General features: G+C 68.1%; 20 protein-coding genes. 7 read left to right on the top strand and 13 right to left on the bottom strand.

Features of this window, described 5'->3' with window-relative positions; all coding sequences use genetic code 11:
• Positions 1–129 precede the first annotated feature (129 nt).
• The 3 genes from TEF_06745 (at position 130) to TEF_06735 (ending at position 4,121) form a co-directional block, all read left to right on the top strand.
• The gene (locus TEF_06745; GenBank protein ANK83321.1) at positions 130–984 is read left to right on the top strand and encodes a Ku protein; all 855 of its coding nucleotides are present in this window, start codon (positions 130–132) and stop codon (positions 982–984) included.
• 3 nt (positions 985–987) lie between these two features.
• Complete coding sequence (locus TEF_06740; GenBank protein ID ANK80528.1) at positions 988–3,546, top strand: ATP-dependent DNA ligase; 2,559 nt, start codon at positions 988–990, stop codon at positions 3,544–3,546.
• A gap of 119 nt (positions 3,547–3,665) precedes the next feature.
• Positions 3,666–4,121, top strand: coding sequence for a hypothetical protein (locus TEF_06735; GenBank protein ANK80527.1), 456 nt, complete (start codon positions 3,666–3,668; stop codon positions 4,119–4,121).
• 39 nt (positions 4,122–4,160) lie between these two features.
• Here the strand turns inward: TEF_06735 and TEF_06730 are convergent, their stop codons facing one another.
• The 7 genes from TEF_06730 to TEF_06700 form a co-directional block, all read right to left on the bottom strand.
• Positions 4,161–4,751 carry a hypothetical protein gene (locus TEF_06730; GenBank protein ID ANK80526.1) on the bottom strand — a complete coding sequence of 197 codons (591 nt, stop codon included), beginning with the start codon at positions 4,749–4,751 and terminating at the stop codon, positions 4,161–4,163.
• A gap of 41 nt (positions 4,752–4,792) precedes the next feature.
• On the bottom strand, positions 4,793–5,281 hold the full coding sequence (locus tag TEF_06725; protein ANK80525.1) for a hypothetical protein: 489 nt from the start codon (positions 5,279–5,281) through the stop codon (positions 4,793–4,795).
• 54 nt (positions 5,282–5,335) lie between these two features.
• The gene (locus tag TEF_06720; GenBank protein ANK80524.1) at positions 5,336–6,343 is read right to left on the bottom strand and encodes a hypothetical protein; all 1,008 of its coding nucleotides are present in this window, start codon (positions 6,341–6,343) and stop codon (positions 5,336–5,338) included.
• A 48-nt stretch (positions 6,344–6,391) separates the two neighbouring features.
• Positions 6,392–7,396, bottom strand: a complete 1,005-nt coding sequence (locus tag TEF_06715) for a tryptophan--tRNA ligase (protein ID ANK83320.1) — start codon at positions 7,394–7,396, stop codon at positions 6,392–6,394.
• An 82-nt stretch (positions 7,397–7,478) separates the two neighbouring features.
• Entirely contained in the window at positions 7,479–7,883 is a 405-nt protein-coding gene (locus tag TEF_06710; GenBank protein ANK80523.1) for an NTP pyrophosphohydrolase, read from the bottom strand.
• Positions 7,880–9,115: a bifunctional ornithine acetyltransferase/N-acetylglutamate synthase gene (locus tag TEF_06705; GenBank protein ID ANK80522.1), complete on the bottom strand. Its 1,236-nt coding sequence runs from the start codon at positions 9,113–9,115 to the stop codon at positions 7,880–7,882. The genes TEF_06710 and TEF_06705 overlap by 4 nt, the downstream gene beginning before the upstream one ends.
• A 117-nt stretch (positions 9,116–9,232) precedes the next feature.
• Complete coding sequence (locus TEF_06700; GenBank protein ANK80521.1) at positions 9,233–12,610, bottom strand: carbamoyl-phosphate synthase large subunit; 3,378 nt, start codon at positions 12,608–12,610, stop codon at positions 9,233–9,235.
• Positions 12,611–12,799: 189 nt separating this feature from the next.
• Between TEF_06700 and TEF_06695 the strand changes: the two genes are divergently transcribed.
• Positions 12,800–14,023 carry a hypothetical protein gene (locus TEF_06695; GenBank protein ID ANK80520.1) on the top strand — a complete coding sequence of 408 codons (1,224 nt, stop codon included), beginning with the start codon at positions 12,800–12,802 and terminating at the stop codon, positions 14,021–14,023.
• On the opposite strand, the gene TEF_06690 is transcribed toward TEF_06695, so the two are convergent.
• Positions 13,989–14,903: a hypothetical protein gene (locus TEF_06690; GenBank protein ID ANK83319.1), complete on the bottom strand. Its 915-nt coding sequence runs from the start codon at positions 14,901–14,903 to the stop codon at positions 13,989–13,991. The two genes, TEF_06695 and TEF_06690, sit on opposite strands and share 35 nt — an antisense overlap.
• Before the next feature lie 135 nt (positions 14,904–15,038).
• Here TEF_06690 and TEF_06685 point away from each other — a divergent pair, with 135 nt between their 5' ends.
• Complete coding sequence (locus TEF_06685; protein ANK80519.1) at positions 15,039–16,574, top strand: hypothetical protein; 1,536 nt, start codon at positions 15,039–15,041, stop codon at positions 16,572–16,574.
• 115 nt (positions 16,575–16,689) lie between these two features.
• Here the strand turns inward: TEF_06685 and TEF_06680 are convergent, their stop codons facing one another.
• Complete coding sequence (locus TEF_06680) at positions 16,690–17,367, bottom strand: DNA-binding protein (GenBank protein ID ANK83318.1); 678 nt, start codon at positions 17,365–17,367, stop codon at positions 16,690–16,692.
• Between the two features lie 98 nt (positions 17,368–17,465).
• On the opposite strand from TEF_06680, the gene TEF_06675 reads away from it, so the two are divergent.
• On the top strand, positions 17,466–18,491 hold the full coding sequence (locus TEF_06675) for an LLM class F420-dependent oxidoreductase (GenBank protein ANK83317.1): 1,026 nt from the start codon (positions 17,466–17,468) through the stop codon (positions 18,489–18,491).
• 6 nt (positions 18,492–18,497) lie between these two features.
• Here TEF_06675 and TEF_06670 read toward each other — a convergent pair whose 3' ends face one another.
• Entirely contained in the window at positions 18,498–18,731 is a 234-nt protein-coding gene (locus tag TEF_06670) for a hypothetical protein (protein ID ANK80518.1), read from the bottom strand.
• 60 nt (positions 18,732–18,791) lie between these two features.
• Positions 18,792–19,148 carry a hypothetical protein gene (locus tag TEF_06665; GenBank protein ANK83316.1) on the bottom strand — a complete coding sequence of 119 codons (357 nt, stop codon included), beginning with the start codon at positions 19,146–19,148 and terminating at the stop codon, positions 18,792–18,794.
• Positions 19,149–19,283: 135 nt separating this feature from the next.
• On the opposite strand from TEF_06665, the gene TEF_06660 reads away from it, so the two are divergent.
• Entirely contained in the window at positions 19,284–20,432 is a 1,149-nt protein-coding gene (locus TEF_06660) for a hypothetical protein (protein ID ANK80517.1), read from the top strand.
• Positions 20,433–20,451: 19 nt separating this feature from the next.
• On the opposite strand, the gene TEF_06655 is transcribed toward TEF_06660, so the two are convergent.
• Positions 20,452–21,336: a hypothetical protein gene (locus tag TEF_06655; protein ANK80516.1), complete on the bottom strand. Its 885-nt coding sequence runs from the start codon at positions 21,334–21,336 to the stop codon at positions 20,452–20,454.
• A 4-nt stretch (positions 21,337–21,340) separates the two neighbouring features.
• Positions 21,341–21,988: a hypothetical protein gene (locus TEF_06650; GenBank protein ANK80515.1), complete on the bottom strand. Its 648-nt coding sequence runs from the start codon at positions 21,986–21,988 to the stop codon at positions 21,341–21,343.
• Positions 21,989–22,042: the final 54 nt, after the last annotated feature.

The following is a 22,042-nucleotide window of genomic DNA, read 5'->3' as shown; positions in this document are numbered from 1 at the left end:
GTCGCCCCGCCCCGGCGCGACATCGCGTCGGGGTTCTTCAGTGCCGGGCACATGCCCATGTGGCGTTGGCGGTACAAGGCGGCTGCTCCCGAGCGGTGGCCGAAGAACAACAACGAAGAGGCCGCCATCATGGCCCTGCGCGCCTACTGGAAGGGACATATCCGGCTGTCGCTCGTCACCGTTGCGGTCGAGCTCTACTCCGCCGTCGAGCGCTCCGGGCGGCTCACCCTGCATCAGATCCACAAGCCTTCGGGCAAACGGGTCCGCCACGAAAAGGTGGTGCCCGGCATCGGACCCGTCGACGCCGACGATATCGTCAAGGGCTTCGCCGTCGACGGCGACGAATACGTGCTGATCGAACCCGAGGAGCTGGACGCGCTGAAGCTCGAGACCCGGCGCACCATCGAACTGGTCCAGTTCGTCGACGCCCCGGAAATCGACCCGCGCTATTTCGAGAAGCCCTACTATGTGGTTCCCGCCGACGACGAGGTCGCGCAGGAGGGCTTCAGCGTCATCCGCGACGCCTTGCGCCAGGCCGGCAAGGTGGGCCTGGGCCAGATGGCCGCGCGCGGCCGCGACTACGTGGTGGCGGTGAAGCCCTGCGGCGACGGTCTGCTGCTGGAGACGCTGCGCTACGCCGACGAGATCCGCAGGAGCGACCGGGTGTTCGCCGACATCCCGGACAGGAAACTGGACAAGGAGATGCTGGACCTCGCCGGCGAACTCATCGAACGCAAGACGGCGCCCTTCGAGCCGGAGAATTTCCGTTCCCAGTACGCCGAAGCGATGCGGGATCTGATCGAGGAGAAGCGCTCTTCGGGCAAGGTCGTGGCCGGTTCCGACGAGCGCCGCCGCGGCAAGGACGGCGACAATGTCGTCGACCTGATGGACGCGCTGAAGAAGAGCGTGGAGAAGGGCAAGAAATCCGGCGGGAGCAAGCGCCGGTCCGCGGGCGGGAGCGGACGGAAGAAGGCGGCGGGCTGAGCCATGGCAAGCACCCGCAATCTGAAAACCTACCAGTCGAAGCGGGACTTCCGCGAGAGCCCTGAACCCCGGGGGTCGGTCAGCAAGACCGACGGGCGCCTCTATGTCATCCAGTCCCACGACGCCAGCCGTCACCACTACGATTTCCGCCTGGAACTGGATGGCGTGCTGCTGAGCTGGGCCATCCCGAAGGGGCCGAGTCTCGACCCGTCCGACAAGCGCCTCGCCGTCCGCACCGAGGACCATCCGGTCGACTATGGCGGCTTCGAAGGCGTGATCCCGAAGGGCTACGGCGCCGGCACCGTCATGCTGTGGGATCGCGGCGAATGGGAGGCGAAGGACGATCCCCGCGAAGCCCTCGAGAAGGGCGAGCTGAAATTCACCCTGAAGGGCGCCCGGCTGAAGGGCGGTTGGGCGCTGGTCCGCATGAAGGGGGGAAAGGACGGCGACAAGGAGAACTGGCTGCTGGTCAAGGAGAAGGACGACCACGCAGACCCGGAGACCGAGCCCGGCGAGCGCTGGACCACCAGCGCGAAGTCGCGGCGGAAGATGAAGACCATCGCCGACGAAGGCCAGGATCTGAAGAAGGGGAAACGCTACAGCCCCGGCGGCCGGGCCGCGACGAAGCCGAAGAATTCCTCTTCGGGACAGGGCGGCGGTTCGTCCCGCGCGAAGGGCAAGGGGAAGAACGCCGGAACGGAGAATGGCGCTATGGCCCTGGAATTCATCGAACCTCAGCTGGCGACCCTGGTCGACGACCCGCCTGAAGGCGAGGAATGGCTGCACGAGATCAAGTATGACGGCTATCGCATTCAGGCGCAGATCAAGGATGGCGAGGTGCGCCTGATCAGCCGCAACGGCAAGGACTGGACGGATCGCTATCCGGATGTGGCCGGGGCGCTGAAGAAACTGAAAATCGACGACGCGGTCATGGACGGTGAGTTGGTCGCGCTGGACGACCGCGGCCACAGCAACTTCTCCCGGCTTCAGCAGAGCCAGCGCCAGGGCGATGTTTCGCTTCGCTACTACGTCTTCGACCTGCTGCATCTGAACGCAAAGGACCTTCGCAAGTCGCCCCTGACGGACCGAAAGGCGAAACTGGCCGACGTCGTCCCCGCGAAGGGCGAGCGCGTGCGCTACAGCGACCACATCGAAGGGTCCGGCGAGGCGATCATCGAGAAGGCCTGCGACATGGGCATGGAAGGCATCGTGTCGAAGAAGGCCGATGCGCCCTACAAGTCGGGCCGCGGGCGCGGCTGGCTGAAGTCGAAATGCGTCGGCGACGACGAGTTCGTCATCGTCGGCTACCGCAAGTCCGACAAGAAGGGCCGGCCCTTCTCCTCCCTGCTGCTGGGCGCCTGGGACGGCGACGAGCTGGTCTATCGCGGGCGCGTCGGCACCGGCTACGACGCGCGGGACTTCGACGAACTGGGCGGCAAGCTCGACCGGCTGTCGCGCAAGACCTGTCCCCTCGCCGATCCACCCTCGGAAGCCCGGCGCGGCGCGGTCTGGGTCACGCCGAAGCTGGTCGCCCAGGTCGCCTATACCGAGATGACCGGCGACGGGCTGTTGCGCCATCCCAGCTACAAGGGCCTGCGCGAGGACAAGGCGGCGCGCGAGGTGCGCACCGGTTCACGGCAGTCCGGCGACCGGGAGAACGAGATGGAACTGGAAAACGTCCGCATCACCAGTCCGGACAAGGTGCTGTTCCCCGAGCAGGGAGCAACCAAGCGCCGGGTGGCCGAATACCTGCACGGCAATGCCGAACGGATACTGACCTGGCTCGCGGACCGTCCGCTGACCTTCGTGCGCTGTCCGGACGGACGCGACGATGAGTGCTTCTTCCAGCAGCACCATACCGCCTCGACCCCGGACGAGATCGGATGGGTGGAGATCGAGGAAAGCGGCGGCAAGACCGCACGGCACCTGGTCATTTCCGACGCCAGGGGGCTGGTCGCGGCGGCGCAGATCGCCGCCCTGGAGTTTCATCTCTGGGGCGCGCGCAAGGACCGGATCGACCGGCCGGAGCGGATCGTCTTCGATCTCGACCCGGACGAGGGACTGGATTTCCGGGACGTGCGCGCGGCCGCCCGGGAGCTGAAGGACATCCTCGAAGGCGCGGGGCTGACATCATATCCCATGCTCACCGGCGGCAAGGGCATCCACGTCATCGTACCCATCCAGCGCCGGCGCGGCTGGGACGACGTGAAGGCCTTCGCCGCCGGCCTGGCGCGCCGGATGGCCGAGGCCGATCCCGACCGCTACGTGGCCCAGGCCTCCAAGGCGAAGCGCAAGGGCCGGATCTTCATCGACTGGCTGCGCAACGAGCGTGGCGCCACGGCCATCGCCCCCTATTCGCCCCGCGCCCGCGCGGGCGCGCCCGTGGCGACGCCGGTCGGCTGGGACGAACTCGGCCGCATCGACCGGGCGAACCGCTACACGCTGGACAATATCGACGCGCGGCTGAAACGGCTGAAGTCGGATCCCTGGGAAGGCTATGGCGAGGCCCGTCAATCGGTGACCGACGAGCATCTGCGTTTCGTCGAAGACGCGTCCGGATAGGACACCTTGCACCGGGCGGACCTGCCGGCCACCTCTCGGGTCCGGCCGCCTTCCGCGCTTGCGGATCGTCCGCCGAACGTCCGAGCAGTACGCGAACGAAAACAACCGGAGCGAGACCCATGCAATTCATCACCGAGATCCTGAAGGACGACCATGACCGGGTGCTCAGCGCCCTGGACGACATGCTCTCCACGAGCCAGAGCCAGGACGACACCCGCCGCCAGCTCCTCGACAAGGTCCGGGACGAACTGGAACTGCACACCAGCTTCGAGGAGGAGGTATTCTACCCCGAGGCCCGCAAGGCGACCGGTCTGGATGCCGAGATCAACGACGATCTGAAGGAGCACCGCGAGGCCGACATGCTGCTGGACCGGCTCTCCGCCATGAGTTCGATCGGCGACCGCTGGATGGGTGTCGCCAAGGAGCTGCGGGACGCGCTGGAGCACCACATCCGCGACGAACAGAACGATCTGTTTCCGGCGGCCGAGAAGGCGATCTCCTCCGACAGGCTGCAGGCGATGAGCCGCGCCTATCTGGCGCGTAAGAACGGCGAAAGCTACCGCCAGGCGGGCTGACAGGAACGGGGCGGACCGCGGGCCGTGGTCCGCCCCGGCTCATACCGGCCGGGGCGACACCGCCGGATCGAAGGTCAGTTCGGCGCGGACGGCGTTGCGGATGAAGGACTCGGTCATCATCGCCAGATCCTGCGCCCAGAACAGCATCAGTTCGGGCCGCTCCAGGAAGTCCGTCTCGCACAGCGCCACGGCCCAGACCGAGACGAAGCGCCGGCCATCGACCTCGATGGCTTCCCAGTTGACGTCATAGCCGACCTTCTCCGCGCCGCCGAAGGTGAAGGCGAAGACGTCCCGGCGCAGCCAGTCGATGAAGTCCTCGGCCTCGTGGCGCTCGCGGGCGGCGCGGAACAGCGGATTCTGCAGGTCGACCGGCACGAAATGGATCGCGAACAGCCGGAACACGTTCAGCCCGAACCAGAAGCGCCACTCGCGTCCGCCGACGCGCAGCACACATGTCCGCCCGAAGATGTCCTTGCCGGGCGCGACCTCGACCGGCACCGGACCGTCTGCCTCCTCCAGGTTCACCATCGCCAGCGCGCCGGGCAGGGTCTCGGTCAGGAACCGGTCCTGACGGCGTCTGATGGCCGCGATGGCGGCCGCGTCACGGTCTTCTGCTTCCGGTTCGCTCATGACTCTCCTGACGCGGCTGCGGATCCGCTACAGGTCGGATATCAGCTCAGCATGTCCACCTGATCGGTGGTCAGCGTACCGGGCACGACGGTGACCGGAATGCGCATGGAGCCGGCGCGGTCGCCGGCGAAGAACCGGACCAGCGGGCCCGGGCCGCCGGATTCCGGCGAGGCGCCCAGCACCAGGATGCGGATGGTCATGTCTTCGTCGATCACGCCCGCAACCTGCTCGACCAGATCGCCTTCGCGGATCACGAACTGGGGCGTCATGCCCGTATCGCGCTGCACCTGATGGGCGAGGTCGGTGAGCAGCGCTTCGGCTTCCTCCCGCGCCTCTTCGCGCATCAGCTCGCCCACGCCCATCCAGTGCTGGAAGTCCGGCGGTTCGGTGACGCGAAGCAGCATGACTCCCCCGTCTTCCATCGAACGGGCGCGCCGCGCGGCGAAGCGGAGCGCCAGCCGGCATTCCGGCGTGTCGTCGACGACGACGAGAAAGTTGCGCGCCTTTCCCCCATCCGATGGTCCGCTCATGCTGTCGCCTTGCCGGCCGTTGTCTCTTCGATCAGTCTGCCGGGCCGCCGCCCGTCATTTCAACAGAATGTTGCTGACTTCCTTCAGCTTGGTCCGAACCCTGAGCAGGTAGAAGCCCTGCGTCGCCAGATGGTTCGGGAAGATCAGGCCGTCGGGCGAGCCGTTCAGCACGACCAGCGGATCGAGCCCGGCGAGATAGCGCATCGAACCGATCAACTCGTTCCAGGGCCGCGTCAGGTTGCGTTCGGCGATCAGTCCGTCGAAGTCGCGACCGAGGTCGCGCATGACCAGGTAGTAGGCGTAGGCCTTGCCCTTGATGCGGTAGAACTCGTCGTCGACTTGGTAGTCGAACCACCAGCCACCGGCATGCTCGCGCACATGGTCGTCGATCGCCTGGCTCGCCGAGCCGAGGTCGTTGGCGACCCGTTCGATGACCACCTGGAGATTGTCGGCGCGCCGGTCGAACACCGCGTTGCCGTTGGCGAGGCGGTCGTTGTAGAGCCTGAGCGACTGCACCGCCGAACGGTACTCGCTCTCGGCCGCGGTCTGCGGCCAGATCGAGACGGCCGGGTCCCACGTCCACTTCTCGCCGGAGATCTTTAGCCGGCCGGCCGCGTTCTGCAGGTCCGGGTCGGCGCCGGACGAGCCGCGCACGCGGCCGATCTCGTCGAGCAGTTCGACGCCAAAGCGACTCAGCGCCGAGACGATGCCGAGCTGGTAGTTGGGCATGTTGTCCAGCCCCGCCGACGGATAGAACCACGGATCGTTGGGCGTCCAGGCGTTCTCGTCGATCTCGCGCTCGATCAGCCGGACCACCGTCTGGACGGCGTGGGACTGGCCCTCGGACAGCGCCTCGGGCGCAGTGTTGAAGTCAAGGTCGTCGTCGATGTCGTGCACCAACGCCATGCCGATCGGATAGTAGAGCAGCGCGAAGATCGCCACCGCGATCAGCAGCGGCTTCCAGCTTTTCCGGACGATCCTGCCGGCGCCAAAGCGGCCGCCGATGCGGCGGCGGTCCTCGCCTGTAATGCGGTCGCGGCTGTCCGCCCCGATTTCGCTCATGTTCTCAGACATTCTCCGTTCCCATGCAGCAGACATGGGTGAGGCGCGTCACCGGCGCAAGAAGCCGACGATGTCCTTGACCTCGGCCAGGATCGGGGCCGCCAGCGCTGCGGCGCGGTCGGCGCCATCGGCCAGCACGGCGTCGACGTGGTCGGGCGCGTCCATCAGCCGGCGCATCTCGGCGGCGATCGGCGCCAGCTTCTCGACGGCGAGGTCCGCGAGCTGCTGCTTGAACGCGGAGAACTGGGCGCCGGCGAAGGCGCCCACCACGTCCTCCCTGGTCTGGTCGGACAGCGCGGCATAGATGCCCATGAGGTTGTGGGCCTCGGGCCGGTCGGCGAGGCCCTCGGGGCTCTCGGGCAGCGGATGTGGGTCCGTCTTGGCGCGGCGGATCTTCTTCGCGATGGTGTCGGCGTCATCGGTGATGTTGATGCGCGAATTGTCCGACGGGTCCGACTTCGACATCTTTGAGGTGCCGTCGCGCAGGCTCATCACCCGCGTGGCCGCGCCCATGATCAGAGGCTCCGTGACCGGGAAACACTCGGTCTTGTAGTCGAAGTTGAACTTGATCGCGATATCGCGGCAGAGCTCGAGATGCTGGCGCTGATCGTCGCCCACGGGCACGTGCGTCGCCTTGTAGGCCAGGATGTCGGCGGCCATCAGGTTGGGATAGACGAACAGGCCCACCGACGCGTTCTCGCGGTGCTTGCCCGCCTTCTCCTTGAACTGCGTCATGCGGTTCAGCCAGCCCATGCGGGCGACGCAGTTGAAGATCCAGGCGAGCTCGGCATGGGCCGAAACCTGCGACTGGTTGAAGATGATCGACGTCTTCGGGTCGATCCCGGCGGCCAGATAGGCCGCGGCGACCTCCCGGGTCGCGGTCTTCAGCTCGGCAGGGTCCTGCCAGACGGTGATGGCGTGCATGTCGACGACGCAGTAGATGCACTCGTAGTCGTGCTGGAGCGCCACGAAATTGCGGATCGCGCCCAGATAGTTGCCGAGATGGAGGTTGCCGGTCGGTTGCACGCCGGAAAAGATTCGGCCGGTCGCCATGGTCTGGATGTCCGTCTGGAATGAGTTCGGGTCGGGCCGTTCCTGTAGGCTGACCGGCACGCGCGGTCAACCGGCTCCACGCTCAGCGCGCCATCTCCGCCCGAATGGCCGAGAGCATGGGCGCGTCGGCCGGCGGCATCGGGAAGCTCGCCAGATCATCGGCGGCGGCGAAGGCAATGCGCTGGTTCTCCAGCCCTGACGGTGTCCCGGCCCAGCGCCGGCAGGCGAAGACCGGCATCAGCAGGTGGAAGTCGTCATAGGCGTGGGAGGCGAAGGTCAGCGGCCGCAGGTCCGCCGGATCGATCCGGATCCCCAGTTCCTCGCCGCATTCGCGCACCAGGCAATCCTCGGGGCTTTCGTCCGGCTCCACCTTGCCGCCCGGAAACTCCCAGAGGCCGGCCATCGACTTGCCATCGGGCCGTTCTGCCAGCAATACCTCGCATTGTTCGTTGATCAGCGCGACGGCAGCCACAAGAACCAGCTTCACGACCGGTAGTCCGCGTTGATATCGATGTAGCCGTGGGTGAGGTCGCAGGTCCAGACGCGGGCCAGGCCATCGCCGAGCCCGAGGTCCACCTCGATGCGGATGTCGCGGCCTTTCATGTGGTCGCCGAGATCGGCTTCCTTGTAGTCGGGCCGGCGGCTGCCATCCTCCGCGATGGTGACGCCGCCGACACGAACGCGCAGCCGGTTGCGCTCGGCCCGTTCGCCGGACTTGCCGATGGCCATGACGATGCGGCCCCAGTTGGCGTCTTCGCCCGCGATCGCCGTCTTGACCAGCGGCGAGTTGCCGATGGCCAGCGCCACCGCCCGGGCGGCCCGGTCGTCCTCGGCGCCGGTGACGTCGATGGTGATCAGCTTCTGCGCGCCCTCGCCGTCGCGGGCGACCTGGATGGCGAGATCGCGCAACACGTCCTCCAGCACCCGGGCGAAATCTGCCAGCGCCGGGTCGTCCGTACGCTCGACCACCCGGTGTGCCGGGCCCATGCCGGTGGCGAACAGCAGGCACATGTCGGAAGTCGACATGTCGCTGTCGACGGTGACGCAGTTGAAGGTGCGGTCGGCGATGGGGCCGAGCAGGTCGCGCAGCACCGCAGCCGGCAGCCGGGCGTCGGTCACGACATAGGACAGCATCGTCGCCATGTTCGGCGCGATCATGCCGGAGCCCTTGGCGACACCGTTGATGGTCACCTCGACGCCGTCGATGGCCACCCGTGCGGTGGCGCGCTTCTCGAAGGTATCGGTGGTCATGATGCCGGCGGCGACCTCGGGCCAGCCGTCGTCGCGGACGTGGCCGGCCAGTTCCGGCACCGCCGCGCACAGCCGATCGATCGGCATGGGCTCCCCGATCACGCCGGTGGAGGCGACCAGCACCTCCTCGGCGGCGCAGCCCAGCGCCTCCGCCACGGCGGCAGCGGTCGCGGCGACATCCCTCTCGCCCCGCTCGCCGTTGAAGACATTGGCGTTGCCGGCGTTGACGATCACAGCCCGCGCCGTCCCGCCCGGCAGCCGCTTCGCGTTCCAGACCACCGGCGCCCCGGCGGTGGTCGAGGTCGTCTGCACCCCGGCGACGGTCGTGCCCGGCGCGAAGGCGAGCATGGTCAGATCGTTGCGGCCCTTGTAGCGCAGCCCGGCGGCGATGGCGCCGCAGCGGCAGCCGGCGATGGACGGCAGTTCGGGCTGCTTCTCGGGCGCAAGGGGCGAGACGGGCAAGGGCATGACAGGGGCCTCACTTTGGACGATGCCCCGGGATCTGATCCCGGGGCCCAGAGCGGCATCACCGCCGAACCGGGTCCGGCGGTCAAGCCCCGGAAGGCGAAAACGGTTGCCGGAATTCTACCAGGTGTCGATCCAGGCGTGCTTCTTGCCGCTGCGGGGTTCCGGCGGCGGGGCCGCCTTCAGCGCCGCGACGATCATGCGCCGGGTATCGGCTGGATCTATCACGTCGTCGATCTCGAAATAGCTGGCCGTCGAGAGCGCCTTGCCGTTCTCGTAGGAGGCGGCGACCATCTCCTCGAACTTGCGGTTGCGCTCCCCCGGATCCTCGATCGCCAGCAGTTCCTTGCGATAGGCCAGCTTGACCGCGCCCTCCAGGCCCATGCCGCCGAACTCGCCCGACGGCCAGGCCACGGTGAACAGCGGCGCGTGGAAGCTGGCGCCGGCCATGCCCTGGGCGCCGAGGCCGTAGGACTTGCGCAGCACGAAGGAGAAGAACGGCACCGTCAGGTTGGCGCCGGCGACGAACAGCCGGCTGCAATGGCGGACCAGGGCCGTCTTCTCGACCTCCGGCCCCACCATCATGCCGGGCGTATCGACCAAGAACATGATCGGGATGTCGTAGGCGTCGCAGAGGCGCATGAAGCGCGCCGCCTTGTCGGAGCCGGGCGTGTCGATAGCGCCGGACAGGTGGCTCGGATTGTTGGCGATGACGCCGAGCGGCCGCCCCTCGACGCGGATCAGCGCGGTGACCATGCCGAGGCCGAAGCCGCGGCGCAATTCCAGCACCGAGCCCGTGTCGGCGACGACGTCGATCACCTCCCGCACGTCGTATAGCCGCTTGCGGTTTTCCGGCACGATCCGGCGCAGCAGCCGCTGGTCGGCGCAGTCCCAGTCAGCGACCGGGCCCTGGAAATAGGAGAGGTACTTCTTCGCCGTGGCCACCGCCTCGGCCTCGTCCCTGACCGCGATGTCGACCACGCCGTTCGGCACCTGCTCGGACATCGGCCCGACTTCCTTGGGGCTGAAGACGCCGAGCCCCCCGCCCTCGATCATCGCCGGACCGCCCATGCCGATATTGGAGTTCTCGGTGGCGATGATGACGTCGCAGCAGCCGAGCAGCGCCGCGTTGCCGGCGAAGCAGTAGCCTGAATTGATGCCGACGATCGGCGCAAGACCGCTCATCTTGCCGAACATCTCGAAGGTGTGGATGTGCAGGCCGCCGACCTGGCCGATATCGACGTCACCGGGCCGGCCGCCGCCGCCCTCGGTGAAGACGACAAGCGGCAGCTTGTAGCGCAGCGTCTGCTGCAGCAGGCGGTCCTTCTTGGCGTGGTTCTGCATGCCCTGGGTGCCGGCCATCACCGTGTAGTCGTAGCAGAGCACGGCGACGCGGCTCTTCTGTTCGGGGAAGGTATCGCCGTTGACGTGCCCCAGCCCCGCCAGCATGCCGTCGGCGGGGGTATTCTCGATCAGGTCCTCCATGGACCGCCGCGTCCGCTGGGCGGCCACGGCCAGCGAGCCGTACTCGACCCAGGTGCCTTCGTCGATCAGGTCGGCGACGTTCTCCCGGGCCGTGCGCTGGCCGGTCTTGCGCCGGCGCTCGACCGCCTTCGGCCGGTTCTCGTCCAGCGTCTTCGCCTGCCGTTCCAGCGTCTCCGCGAGATCGGGGCGGATATGGTCGAGGTCGACCTCCTCCTGCTCGGCTTCCGCCGCGCCGGCGACATCCGCAGGCTCGATGAAAACGAGGGGATCGCCCTCGTAGACCGTGTCCGTCGCCTCGACGGCGAGCTGGCGGACGACGCCGGAGAACTCGGCCGTGATCTCGTGCTCCATCTTCATGGCGTCCATGATCAGCACGCGCTGACCGGCGCGGACCTCGTCGCCCTCGGCCACGTCCATGGCGACGACGGTCCCCTGCATGGGCGCCAGCAGCGGCCTTGCGCCGTCGGGCGCCTGCTCCTCGGCCGCCGCGGCGCGGGCTTCGGCCTCCTGCTTGCCAAACGCCAGGATGGCCAGCGGGTCGGAGTTCTGCACCTTCGCGCCGGCCTGGCGCCGTCCGCCGCCAGCCGCCGCGGCCTGGACCTCGCGATAGAGCCTCGGATGCTCGCCGGGCCTGACGAGATCGGCCATGCGGCTCTCGAGGAATCCTGTGTCGACGCGGTTGGCCACGACGTCCGGGTGCTTCAGCACGTTCTGGAGGAAGGCAATGTTCGTGGCCACACCTTCGATGCGGAAGGCCGACAGCGCGCGATAGGCGCGGGCCACGGCGACGGCATAGTCGGCGTCGGCGCTGTGCACGATCAGCTTGGCCAGCAGGGAATCGAAACTCGGGCTGGTGCGGTAGCCGGCATAGCCGAAACTGTCGACGCGGATGCCGCGCCCCGTCGGCGGATCGAAGGCCTGCAGGACGCCGCCCGAGGGCATGACATCGCCGCTTTCGGTCATCCGCTCCATGTTGACGCGGAGCTGGATGGCATAGCCCTTCGGCTCGGGCCGGTCGCCGGCGACGCCCAGGTCGGCCAGGCTCCGCCCTTCGCAGACACCGAGCTGCAGCGCCACCAGATCCACGTCGCAGACTTCCTCGGTCACCGTGTGCTCGACCTGGATGCGGGCATTGGCCTCGATGAAGGCGTAGCCCGGCGCCGGCGCGTCGGGGCGGGCGTCGACCAGGAACTCGAAGGTGCCGAGACCGCGGTAGTTCACTGCGCGTGCGAGCTTCAGCGCCGCTTCGATCAGTCCTTCCCTGACGTCGCCATCCAGCCCCGGCGCGGGGGCGACCTCGACGATCTTCTGGTTGCGCCGCTGGATCGAGCATTCGCGTTCCCGGAAATGGGTCACGCCGCCCTGCCCGTCGCCCAGCACCTGCACCTCGACATGGCGGGCGGGCCGCATCAGCCGCTCGACATAGACGTCAGGATTGCCGAAGGCCGGCTTCGCCTCCGACCGGCAGCGTTCATGGGCGGACGCCAGATCCTCGCCGGCGCGGACGACCCGCATGCCGCGGCCACCGCCGCCGGCGACGGCCTTGACCATCACCGCGCCGTCGGCCCCGAGACCGTCGAGGAAGCGTTGCGCTTCATCCAGGCCCGTCGGGCCTTCAGTGCCCTCGATCACCGGCACGCCGTGCTCGATGGCGAGGCTCCGTGCGCGTCCCTTGTCGCCGAACAGCGCCAGAACCTCGGCGTCGGGACCGATGAAGGTCAGCCCCGCCTCGGCGCAGGCGCGGGCGAAATCGGCGTTCTCGGCCAGGAAGCCATAGCCCGGGTGGACGGCGCTCGCCCCGGCCTGCCTCGCGGCGTCGACGATACGGGGGATGTCGAGATAGGGCGCGACGCCCTTCGCCCCCAGCGCGACCGCCTCGTCGGCCCGGATGACGTGCAGGCTCTCGGCATCGTCGTCGGCATGCACGGCGACTGTCGCCCAGCCCTGCTCGGCGGCGGTCTGCATCACGCGAACGGCGATTTCGCCTCGATTGGCGACAAGTAGTTTCTTCATGCGAACTGGCCTCCCCGGCGGCGGAGTGTGCCGCAGCGCGGCCCGCAGTGCAAAGACCCGTTGGCCCGTCAGCCGAAGCCGTGACCTGCGATATTTGCGGGTTCTGCCCGCTGCTCGGCCTGACTAGGTTGTGGCCGAGTTTCCAGATTCCGGTGACCCGCCCTGCCCGACACCACCCTGACAGACCCTGTGCCGAGCCGCATCGACGCCCGGAGTCTCTGGACGCTGTTCGCCGCCTTCCTCAGCCAGGGCGCCGCCGCCTTCGGCTTCATCGCCTTCACACTGCTGGCGCCGGGTCTGGCGGAAGAAACCGGCCTGGACGAGCGCGATTTCGGTCTCACCTTCACCTTCATCTTCCTGGGCACCACCATCGCCAGCCCGTTCTGCGGCCAGCTGATGCGCCGGGTCGGCAGCGTCGCCACCATGGTGCTCTCGCTTTCGGGCATGGCCCTGTCGATCCTGATCGCACTCAACGGGACCTGGACGACGGTGATGCTGTCGGCCTTCCTCTACGGCGTCTGCTATGGCCCCTACGGTCCGGCCAATGTCACCATGGTGTCGGCCAACACGCCGCGCCGGCATGTCGGACTGTTCATGGCTATCCGGCAGTCGGGCGTCTCGGTCGCCGGAACCGCCGCCGGCTATCTGCTGCCCGCGCTGATGCTGGCGGTAGGCTGGCGCGCCGGGGTCTGGGTGATGCTGGCGACCGTCGTCGTGACCGCCCTCGGCACACTGATCTTCGCACCGATCTTCCGCTTCCGGCCCGACGCCGCGCCGCCATCTAGTTCGACGCCCCTCGGCCTCCGACGCGCACTGGAGCGTTTCCTGCTGCCGAAGGACCTCCGGCTGCTGGGCTGGACGGCCATCGCCTTCGCGGTCTCCCACACCTCGCTTTTCACCTTCACCTACATCTACCTGCTGGAAGGCGTCGGCCTGGACCCCATCGCCGCCGGCGCGTTCTTCGGCATCGTCCAGCTCTCCGCCATCGCAGGACGGCCGCTGGCCGGGTATTTCTCCGACCGGATCGGCTCGCCGGAGAGCACGCTGGCGATCCTGGCCGTCGGCGCCTCGGTTGCCATCGCCGGCGCCCTGGCGCTGACGCCGGAAAGTCCGGCATGGGTGATGTATCCGATCGCGGTGCTGGCCGGACTGTCGGGGAACAGCTGGTCGCCGGTGTTCATGACCGCCGTGTCGCTCCGCGCGCCCGCGGGCCAGGTCAGCGAGATGAACGGCCGGGCCTACGCCTTCGCTTCACTGGGCTGGATGACGGCGCCGCCGCTGATCTGGGCCCTGATCGAGCTGACCGGCAGCTACGCTGCGCCGTTCGCCGTGGTCATCGCCGGCAACCTGATTTCCGGCGCGATGCTGATCGCCCATGTCAGGAAAGGCGCCAGCCCGCCAATAGGCTCCTGACGGCAACGACGAAGGCCAGCGGCTGGTCCAGCGCCAGATGATGGTGGGCTTCGGGGATACCGACCATCGGGGCGTCCTCTCCGATCAGGCCGCGGATGTAGTCGCGGCTCTGTTCGTCGACGATCGCGGACTTCTCGCCGTAGAGATAGGCCTTCCGGCAGGTCGCCTCGGCCAGGAAGTCGTCGAAGGGCTCGCCGAAGCGGCGGTTGTCCATGGCGCCGCCGTGCCATTTCCAGCACCAGCCCTCCGGCTCCTGCTTGATCGAGTGCCGGCCGATATGCTCCACGAGGAATGCGTTGTCGCAGGGCTGGGCCGGCGCCAGACGGAAGCGCGAGAGCGCCTCCTCGAAGCTGGCGTAGTGGCGCTTGTTGCCCATGCGCGGGCGGCGGTTCAGGTCCTCCTCGCGGCGCGCCGGCGGGCGGAGCGGGGAATCGCAGACGATGATGCCGGCCAGCTCGCCGCCATGGGTCTGGCCGAAGCGGCTGGCCATGAAGCCGCCGAAGCTGGCGCCGACCACCACGACCGGGCCGGCCAGACCGGCATCGGCGATCACGCCGCGCATGTCGGCGACCCGGACGTCGGCGCCATAGCTGTCCCGCGCACCGCTGTCGCCCATGCCCGAAAGGCTGATCGAGGCGACGTCGTGCGTCTGCGCCAGGAAGGGCGCGATGAAGCTCCACCAGTGGGCGTGGCCGCCGCCGCCGTGGACGAACAGCAGCCCGCCCCTGGCCGGCTTCCGCTTTGCGGGCCAGTAGAGGTAGTGGACGGCGCAGCCGTCGACGTCGACGAAGCGTTCCTCGCCGGCGTCGGCCATGTTCGCGTGGTACCAGTCGGGCGCAGGTGCGCGGACCTTGAGCAGGTCGGACGGAACGTCGGTCATGCAGAATCTCCCCTGGCGGCCATTTTCGCGGGCAGCCGCCATGCTGCCAAGACCGTTGATTGTCCTGCCCGTCGATGCCATCCCCTCGGGCTTGGGACATGGTAGACTGTACCGGTCTTCAGGGGAGGAAAGACGATGGACGAGACACGCATTCCGGTCCTGGTCGGCTCGGGCCAGGTCACCCAGCGGGAAGAAGACCCCAGGGCGGCCCTGTCGCCGATGGACCTGACAGCGGCCGCCGGCGCGGAGGCCGCGAAGGACGCCGGCGTGGAGCGGCAGGTGCTGGAGGCGCTGGACACCGTCGTCCAGCTTGCTTCCTTCTCCGACACCAGCTGGCGCTTCACCTGCCCGTTCGGCCGCTATACGAACCCACCGAAATCGCTCGCCGCACGGCTGGGCGCAACGAACGCGAAGCGGCTGGTCTACACCCATGCCGGCGGGAACATGACCCAGTGGTGCATCAGCCGCATGTCGGAGATGATCACCCGCGGCGAGCTCTCGGCCGCCATGATCGCCGGCGGGGAAGCGCTGTCGACACAGAAGGCCGCCCAGCGCGCCGGCGTGGAGCTCGACTGGTCGGAGGACCCCGGCGGCGAGCCTGAGCGCTGGGGCGTCTCGAAGCGCGGCTGGAGCGACATGGAAGACCGCCACCGCATGGCCGGCGCGATCTTCGCCTATCCGCTGGTCGAGAACGCAATCCGCGGCCACAAGGGCGAGAGCATCGACGAGCACCTGATGTCCATGGGCCGCCTGTTCGAAGGCTTCGCCAGGGTGGCGGCGGCGAACCCGCTGGCCGACCGCCGCGACGGCTTCACCGCCGAACAGATCGCCACGGTCAGCGAGAAGAACCCCTTCATCGGCTTCCCCTACACGAAGCTGATGAACGCCAACGCCTTCATCGACCAGTCGGCCGCCGTCATCCTGATGTCGGTGGCCCGGGCGAAGAAACTGGGCATCCCGCGGGAGAAGTGGGTCTTCCTGCATGGTTGCGGCGACGCCAACGACCACTGGTACCTGTCGGACCGGATCAATCACTGGAGCTCGCCGGCCATGCGCACGGTCGGCGAGGAGACCTGCCGCATGGCGGGCAAGTCGGTCGGGGACATGGATTTCCTCGACCTCTATTCCTGCTTCCCCTCCGCGGTGCAGATCGCCTGCGCCGAGATGGGGATCGCCGAGGACGACCCGCGCGGGCTGACGGTGACCGGCGGCCTGCCCTATTTCGGCGGACCGGGGAACAACTACGTCACCCACTCCATCGCCGAGATGATGAACCGGGTCCGCGCCCGGCCCGGCTCCTATGGCCTCGTCACCTCCAACGGCAACTACGTCACCAAGCAGTCGGCGGGAATCTACTCGACCGATATGCCGGAGAAGCCGTTCGCCCCCGCCGATCCGGCGACCTATCAGGCGCGGATCGACGCCGAGAAGGGGCCGGAAGTGGCCGAGTTCGCCGAAGGCCCGGCGGAGATCGAGACCTACACCGTGATGCACGACCGCAAGGGGCCGAGCTACGCGATCCTGTTCGGGCGCCTGGAGGACGGGCGGCGCTTCATCGCCAACACGCCCGCCGACCCGGATCTGCTGGCGGAGATGGAACGGACAGACTATCTGGGTCGCGCCGGGCAGGTCTCGACCGCCGACGGCGTCAACATCTTCGTGCCGGCGTGAAAAATGCCGGCGCCCTTGGACTTGATCCAAGGGCCCAGCGAATCGAAGGACTGGGTCCTCGGGTCAAGCCCGAGGACGCCGTCTGTTATTCTCGACGCAGGCACGCGCCGGCCGGTCATGCCGCCAGCGCCACCTCGCTGACCACGGCCACGTAGTGGCAGGCGGCTGCGGCGAGCACGAAGGCGTGCCAGACCGCGTTCTGGAACTTCAGCCGCTCCCAGAGGTGGAACAGCACGCCCAGGCTGTAGAGCAGGCCGCCAACGCCCAGCAGCACGATGGCTTGCAGCGACATGTTCGCGAACATCGGGCCCAGGGCGAGCAGGATTACCCAGCCGAGCAGCAGGTAAACGGCGATGGACAGCCGTTCGAAGCGGTGCGGCCAGACCAGCTTCAGCATGGCGCCGGCGAGGGCCCCGGCCCAGACCACGCCGAACAGGCTCCAGCCCCAGGCGCCGCCGATGGCGACCAGAGTGAAAGGCGTATAGGTGCCGGCGATCATGAGGAAGATGGCGGCGTGATCCAGGCGGCGGAAGATATTCTTCCAGTCCCCCTCGGGCATCAGGTTGTAGGCCGCCGAGCAGCCGAGCATGGTCACCAGCCCGCCGGCATAGATGACCAGCGCGGCCATCCTGAGCGCATCCGCAGCGGGCAGGGCCAGGGCGGCCAGCGCGGCGCAGGCGCCGATGGCCAGCGCCAGCCCGATGGCGTGGACAAGGCCGTCGGCGATGCGTTCGGCGCGGCTGTAGTGGCGGTCCATCCCTTCCGGTCTCCCGCAGTCGTCGTCAATCTTCATCTGGTCGGATCCGGCGGCGCGGCAAGTCCCTTCCTTCCGGATCATGGGCCATGCACCATGGCGACAATGTGAAGAAGGCCGATCCCGGGGAGGATGCGATGGCGCTGAAACTGAATCTGATGGCCGGCTACTGGTCGTCGCATCCGCCGCAGAACATGGTCGCCATGGCGCAGCTCGCCGAGCGGCTGGGCTGCCACGGCTTCTTCACGGCGGAGGCCTACGGCTCCGACGCGCTGACGCCGCTGGCCTGGGTCGGCGCGCAGACCGAGCGGATCAAGCTCGGCACGGCCATCGCGCAGATTTCGGCGCGGACGCCGACCTCGCTGGCCATGCACGCCATCACCCTGGACCATCTCTCGAACGGGCGGATGATCCTGGGCCTCGGCGTCTCCGGCCCCCAGGTGGTGGAGGGCTGGTACGGCCGGCCCTTCGCCAAGCCGCTGGCCCGCACCCGCGCCTATATCGACATCATCCGCCAGGTGCTGGCCCGCGACGAACCGGTCGAACATCAGAGCGAGCACTACACGCTGCCCTATCCGGCGGATGCGCCGGGTTCCTGGGGCCTGGGCAAGCCGCTGAAATCCATCGTCCATCCGCTCCGCTCCGACCTGCCGATCTTCCTCGGCGCCGAGGGCCCGAAGAACGTGAAGATGGCCACCGAGATCTGCGACGGCTGGTTCCCGCTCTACTTCTCGCCGACCGGCCCCAAGGTCTATGCCGAGCAGACGGCGAACCTGAAGCCCGGCTTCGAAATCTTCTGCCCCGTCCGCATCGCCATCACCGACGATGTCGAGGGCGCGCTGGCGAAGGTGAAGGAGAACCTGGCGCTCTATGTCGGCGGCATGGGCGCGCGCGACCGCAATTTCCACAACGACCTGGTCGCCCGCATGGGCTATGCCGACGCGGCGGCGAAGATCCAGGATCTCTACCTGGACGGCAAGCGCCGCGAGGCGGTGGCCGCCGTGCCCGACAGCCTGGCCGACGAGATCAGCCTGATCGGCCCGCCCGAGCGCATCCGCGACAAGCTGTCTGCGTGGGAGGAGAGCCCCGTCACCGGCCTGATGGTCTGGGCCTCCGACGAGCGCGAACTCACGCAGATGGCGGAGCTGGTGGTGGGGCGTTGACAGCGGTCAGCTGACCGCCACAGCCAGAGTCGGCTCACCGCCGCTCGCCTCAGCCAGTCTCCCGCTCACTGCGAGCATGCGTGGCTCGTTCTCGGCCATCTCGCCGATCAGATGCCTGCGCAGTTTGGCCGGGATCGGCGGGCGGATGACGCATTCCTCGATCAGTTGCGGGGCGTCCGCACCGACCATGGTCCGCTGCGTGCTGCGCAGCTTGCGCCACGCCGACGCCAGTCCGTGCACGGCGCATTCGAGCGCGCCGATGTGCCGGTCTCACCTTCCCCCCTGACATCCCGGGCCGCCTCACTCCGGTTCGATGTGCGCCGCGTACATGTCTCCGGATGCCGCGGTCAGCACGATGACGGCATCGAGATCCAGCATGTTCGGCAGGTCCGCCAGCGCCCGCTGCCCGGCCTCCGACGCCATGGCCGCTTCATAGGCGCCCGCGCTGTCGAACGTCACCTCGGCGATGGCGTCCACGGCCTGAGAGTCGCTGCCGTTCGGCGGAAAGAAGGTCAGCCGGTAGTCCAGCAGACCCGGCAGCGCCAGGGCCAGCGGCACGTGGGTGTTCAACTGATGGGATTTGAACGCCTCGAAGCTCATGCCCAGCTTCTTCTTGACCAGATAGGTGGCGACGAAAGGGGCATCGTCGGTGCGCATGGCGTCGGCCAGCGCCTCGCCCGTGGAGGCGGCGACCAGCGCGGCGGTCAGCAGGGCTGCGTGCCTGGAGATCATGTCGGGACTCCTCTGTGCTAGAATTCCGCCGCAGCTTAGGAAGGCCGCCGGACGCGATATATGTCGACAGAGGTCAAACAGGGGGCGAAACGGACGGCGGCGGTGGCGGACGGCTACCGCACCTGGACCGCGCCCGCGGCCGGCGGAAAGGCATCCGGAAATCCCCCGGTTCGGGTCGCGATTCTCGCCCTGCCGCAGGCCAGCATGGCCAACATGGCGGCGGTCTACGAGGACCTGCAGGCGGTGAACATGCTGCCGCCCGGCCCCGCCGCCGGCCGGCGTTTCCTGCCCCGGATCGTCGCCGCGGACGCGGCGCCGCGGCGGACCATCAGCGGCCTCGGACTGACGCCGCATGCGACGCTGGACGACGAACGGGTCTACGACGCGGTGGTGGTGCCGACCCTGTATGACGACGGCTGCCTGTCCGACCCGGACTACGGCCCCATCCTCTCCGCCGCCGAACGTGGCTGGCTCGCCCGCCAGCACGGCGCCGGAGCGTTCCTGTCGACCATGTGCTCGGGCGCCTACGGCCTCGCCGAGGCCGGCCTGCTCGACGGCCACGAAAGCGCCATGCACGGCCTCTACGCCGAGGCGTTCCAGGCGCGCTATCCCCGGGTGCGGGTTCTCAGGAAGCGGACGCTGGTGGTTTCCGGATCGCGGCGGGAGATCGTCACCGGCGGGCAGTCGGTCTATTCAGCCGATGTCAGCCTGTTCATGATCGCGCATTTCCACGGCGCACCGACGGCCATCGAATTCGCCACCCTGTATGGGCGGACCTGGAGCGAGGCGCTGCACGAATGGTCGCTGGCCAGCGCGGCGGAGGCGGACGGCGGCGACCAGGTGGTGGCGCTGGCAAAGCAGTTCTTTCACATGCATCTGGCGGACGCCGGGCTGGTGGGCGCCGCCGCCGATCTCGCCAACATGAACGTGCAGACCTTCTCGCGCCGCTTCCAGCGGGCCACCGGGCTTGCCCCCAGGGCCTATGTCACCGGGCTGAGGATGGAGCGGGCGATGCGGCTGCTGGCCGGCAGCCGGATGCCGATCGAGGATGTCGCGGGCCGGGTGGGCTATGCCGACCGGTCGTCCTTCGCCAAGGCCTTCCGGGACGCCGCCGGCCTGCCGCCAGCCGAATACCGCACGCGGTTCCAGACCGCCTCGCGCCTCGCCGGGACCGCGAATTCCACGCAGCGCGGGATCTCTCCGGGTTGAGGGGAAGGGAAAGCCGGCGCTATTCCTGCCTGCCGGAAACGTACTCGCTCACCCAATCGAACTCGTCGGCGCAGCTTTCGGGCATGTCCAGCCGGTAGGGCGGCAGGAGGGGCTTCGTGAACTCGCTCTGCGTGTTCCGTTCGTCATCGATCTTCGCCCGCGCCTTCTCGCTGTAGAGATGACGCCGGTGCGCGTAGGGGACCAGACGGTCCCGCAGCGAGCGGACGAAGTAGTAGGTTTCAGCACTTCGCTTCAGGTACCGCTTCGGCTGATCGAAGCGGAACTCTCCAAGCTCTTGTCCGAGATAGGTCGTGTAGATCTCCGCCCCGATCAGCGCGGTGTGGAAGACATTGACCACATAGCGGTTGAAGTCCGTCTCCGGATCGAGGGCGTTGACGACCAGCGCCTGCATGATGCCATCGCGCGCGATCAGAAACCCTTCGTAGACCCCGGCCGCGCCCGCGAGGCGGCGGAAGCCCTCACTGGACGCGAGTTCGTCCGCGAGCCCGTCGTAAAGCCCGTCGCGGCCGTTCATCAGCAAGAGGCCGGTGGCGGGGCCTTCCAGATAGGATGCGACCGTATCCGCTGCGGCAGCCGGCTCCTGATCGAAATCGAAATCTGGGTACTCGCCGTAAGTCGCATGACGGTCGCGGTAGTCGATAATGAATCGGTCAGACAGATACAGGTCACGAGGGTCCGCATCGATGTAGTAGACGATGGAATCGCTGGCCGGCGCGAAGGGCTGGCCGCGGGCAGGCTCGATCACGGCATCGCAGGTGACCTTGAAGCCGTAGTAGATCGCCTTGAGGTGGATGGGCACCTCGCGTTCGGCTTCCGCAGCCTGCACCGCGCCGGAAATCGAGAGGGCCAGCAGCAGCCCCGCCATCGGTCCGAGTCCGGCCATCACATCACTCCCTTATCCGCTTCCCCGCCATCTGCCCCAGCGTGAAGCTCTTCTGGCCCAGATGACCGAAGGCGAAGGAGAGCTTCGCGTCGACCAGGACCGTGAAGCCCAGTTCCCGGGCCTTGTCGCAGAAGCCGAAATCCTCGCCCAGCCAGATGTCGCGGCCGTCGCGCTCCTCGATGAAATGCGACGGGAAATAGGGCTTCTCCATGCTGCGGAAGACGCCCGCCTTCACCAGCATGCCGCCGCAGCCGAGATAGTCGGCCGCCACCAGCCCGTCATCGGGGCCGAGCGCGAGCGGCTCGCCCCAGCGCTTCATCGCGGTGATCCGCTGCCGCCCCTCCAGCCGGGTCGAGGCGGCGGCGCCGACGATGTCGCGGTCGTGGGAAAGCAGGCGCGCACCCGTCTCCGGCGGGAAAGTCATGTCGCTGTCGAGGAACAGCAGATGCGTGGCCTCGTGCTCCAGCGCCCGGTTGACCAGATTCTGCCGGCCCTGGGGCAGGAGCGCCGTCTTCTCGTTGACCAGGATCGAGGGGATGCGCCGGTGCGTCATGTCGGAGAGCATGCGCGCCAGACAGACCGCGAAGTCCATGTGGACCATGTCGCCCGACGGCACGCAGACCGCGACGCGGAGGGCCGGCGCGTCAGGCACCGGGACCGAAACAGTACGGCGTCCTCGGGCTTGACGAGCCTGCCCCGGACCCCG

The organism is Rhizobiales bacterium NRL2, assembly GCA_001664005.1.
GTDB lineage: Bacteria > Pseudomonadota > Alphaproteobacteria > Minwuiales > Minwuiaceae > Minwuia.
This window is presented reverse-complemented; position numbering and strand designations above follow the sequence as displayed.

What these genes read in the sequence shown, in the direction of transcription:
- TEF_06700 (ANK80521.1), bottom strand. Translation starts at nt 12,610, where the DNA reads ATGAAGAAACTACTTGTCGCCAATCGAGGCGAAATCGCCGTTCGCGTG.
- TEF_06705 (ANK80522.1), bottom strand. Translation starts at nt 9,115, where the DNA reads ATGCCCTTGCCCGTCTCGCCCCTTGCGCCCGAGAAGCAGCCCGAACTG.
- TEF_06745 (ANK83321.1), top strand. Translation starts at nt 130, where the DNA reads ATGGCCCTGCGCGCCTACTGGAAGGGACATATCCGGCTGTCGCTCGTC.
- TEF_06690 (ANK83319.1), bottom strand. Translation starts at nt 14,903, where the DNA reads ATGACCGACGTTCCGTCCGACCTGCTCAAGGTCCGCGCACCTGCGCCC.
- TEF_06725 (ANK80525.1), bottom strand. Translation starts at nt 5,281, where the DNA reads ATGAGCGGACCATCGGATGGGGGAAAGGCGCGCAACTTTCTCGTCGTC.
- TEF_06740 (ANK80528.1), top strand. Translation starts at nt 988, where the DNA reads ATGGCAAGCACCCGCAATCTGAAAACCTACCAGTCGAAGCGGGACTTC.
- TEF_06675 (ANK83317.1), top strand. Translation starts at nt 17,466, where the DNA reads ATGGCGCTGAAACTGAATCTGATGGCCGGCTACTGGTCGTCGCATCCG.
- TEF_06715 (ANK83320.1), bottom strand. Translation starts at nt 7,396, where the DNA reads ATGGCGACCGGCCGAATCTTTTCCGGCGTGCAACCGACCGGCAACCTC.
- TEF_06655 (ANK80516.1), bottom strand. Translation starts at nt 21,336, where the DNA reads ATGGCCGGACTCGGACCGATGGCGGGGCTGCTGCTGGCCCTCTCGATT.
- TEF_06685 (ANK80519.1), top strand. Translation starts at nt 15,039, where the DNA reads ATGGACGAGACACGCATTCCGGTCCTGGTCGGCTCGGGCCAGGTCACC.
- TEF_06720 (ANK80524.1), bottom strand. Translation starts at nt 6,343, where the DNA reads ATGAGCGAAATCGGGGCGGACAGCCGCGACCGCATTACAGGCGAGGAC.
- TEF_06735 (ANK80527.1), top strand. Translation starts at nt 3,666, where the DNA reads ATGCAATTCATCACCGAGATCCTGAAGGACGACCATGACCGGGTGCTC.
- TEF_06660 (ANK80517.1), top strand. Translation starts at nt 19,284, where the DNA reads ATGTCGACAGAGGTCAAACAGGGGGCGAAACGGACGGCGGCGGTGGCG.
- TEF_06680 (ANK83318.1), bottom strand. Translation starts at nt 17,367, where the DNA reads ATGAAGATTGACGACGACTGCGGGAGACCGGAAGGGATGGACCGCCAC.
- TEF_06730 (ANK80526.1), bottom strand. Translation starts at nt 4,751, where the DNA reads ATGAGCGAACCGGAAGCAGAAGACCGTGACGCGGCCGCCATCGCGGCC.
- TEF_06665 (ANK83316.1), bottom strand. Translation starts at nt 19,148, where the DNA reads ATGCGCACCGACGATGCCCCTTTCGTCGCCACCTATCTGGTCAAGAAG.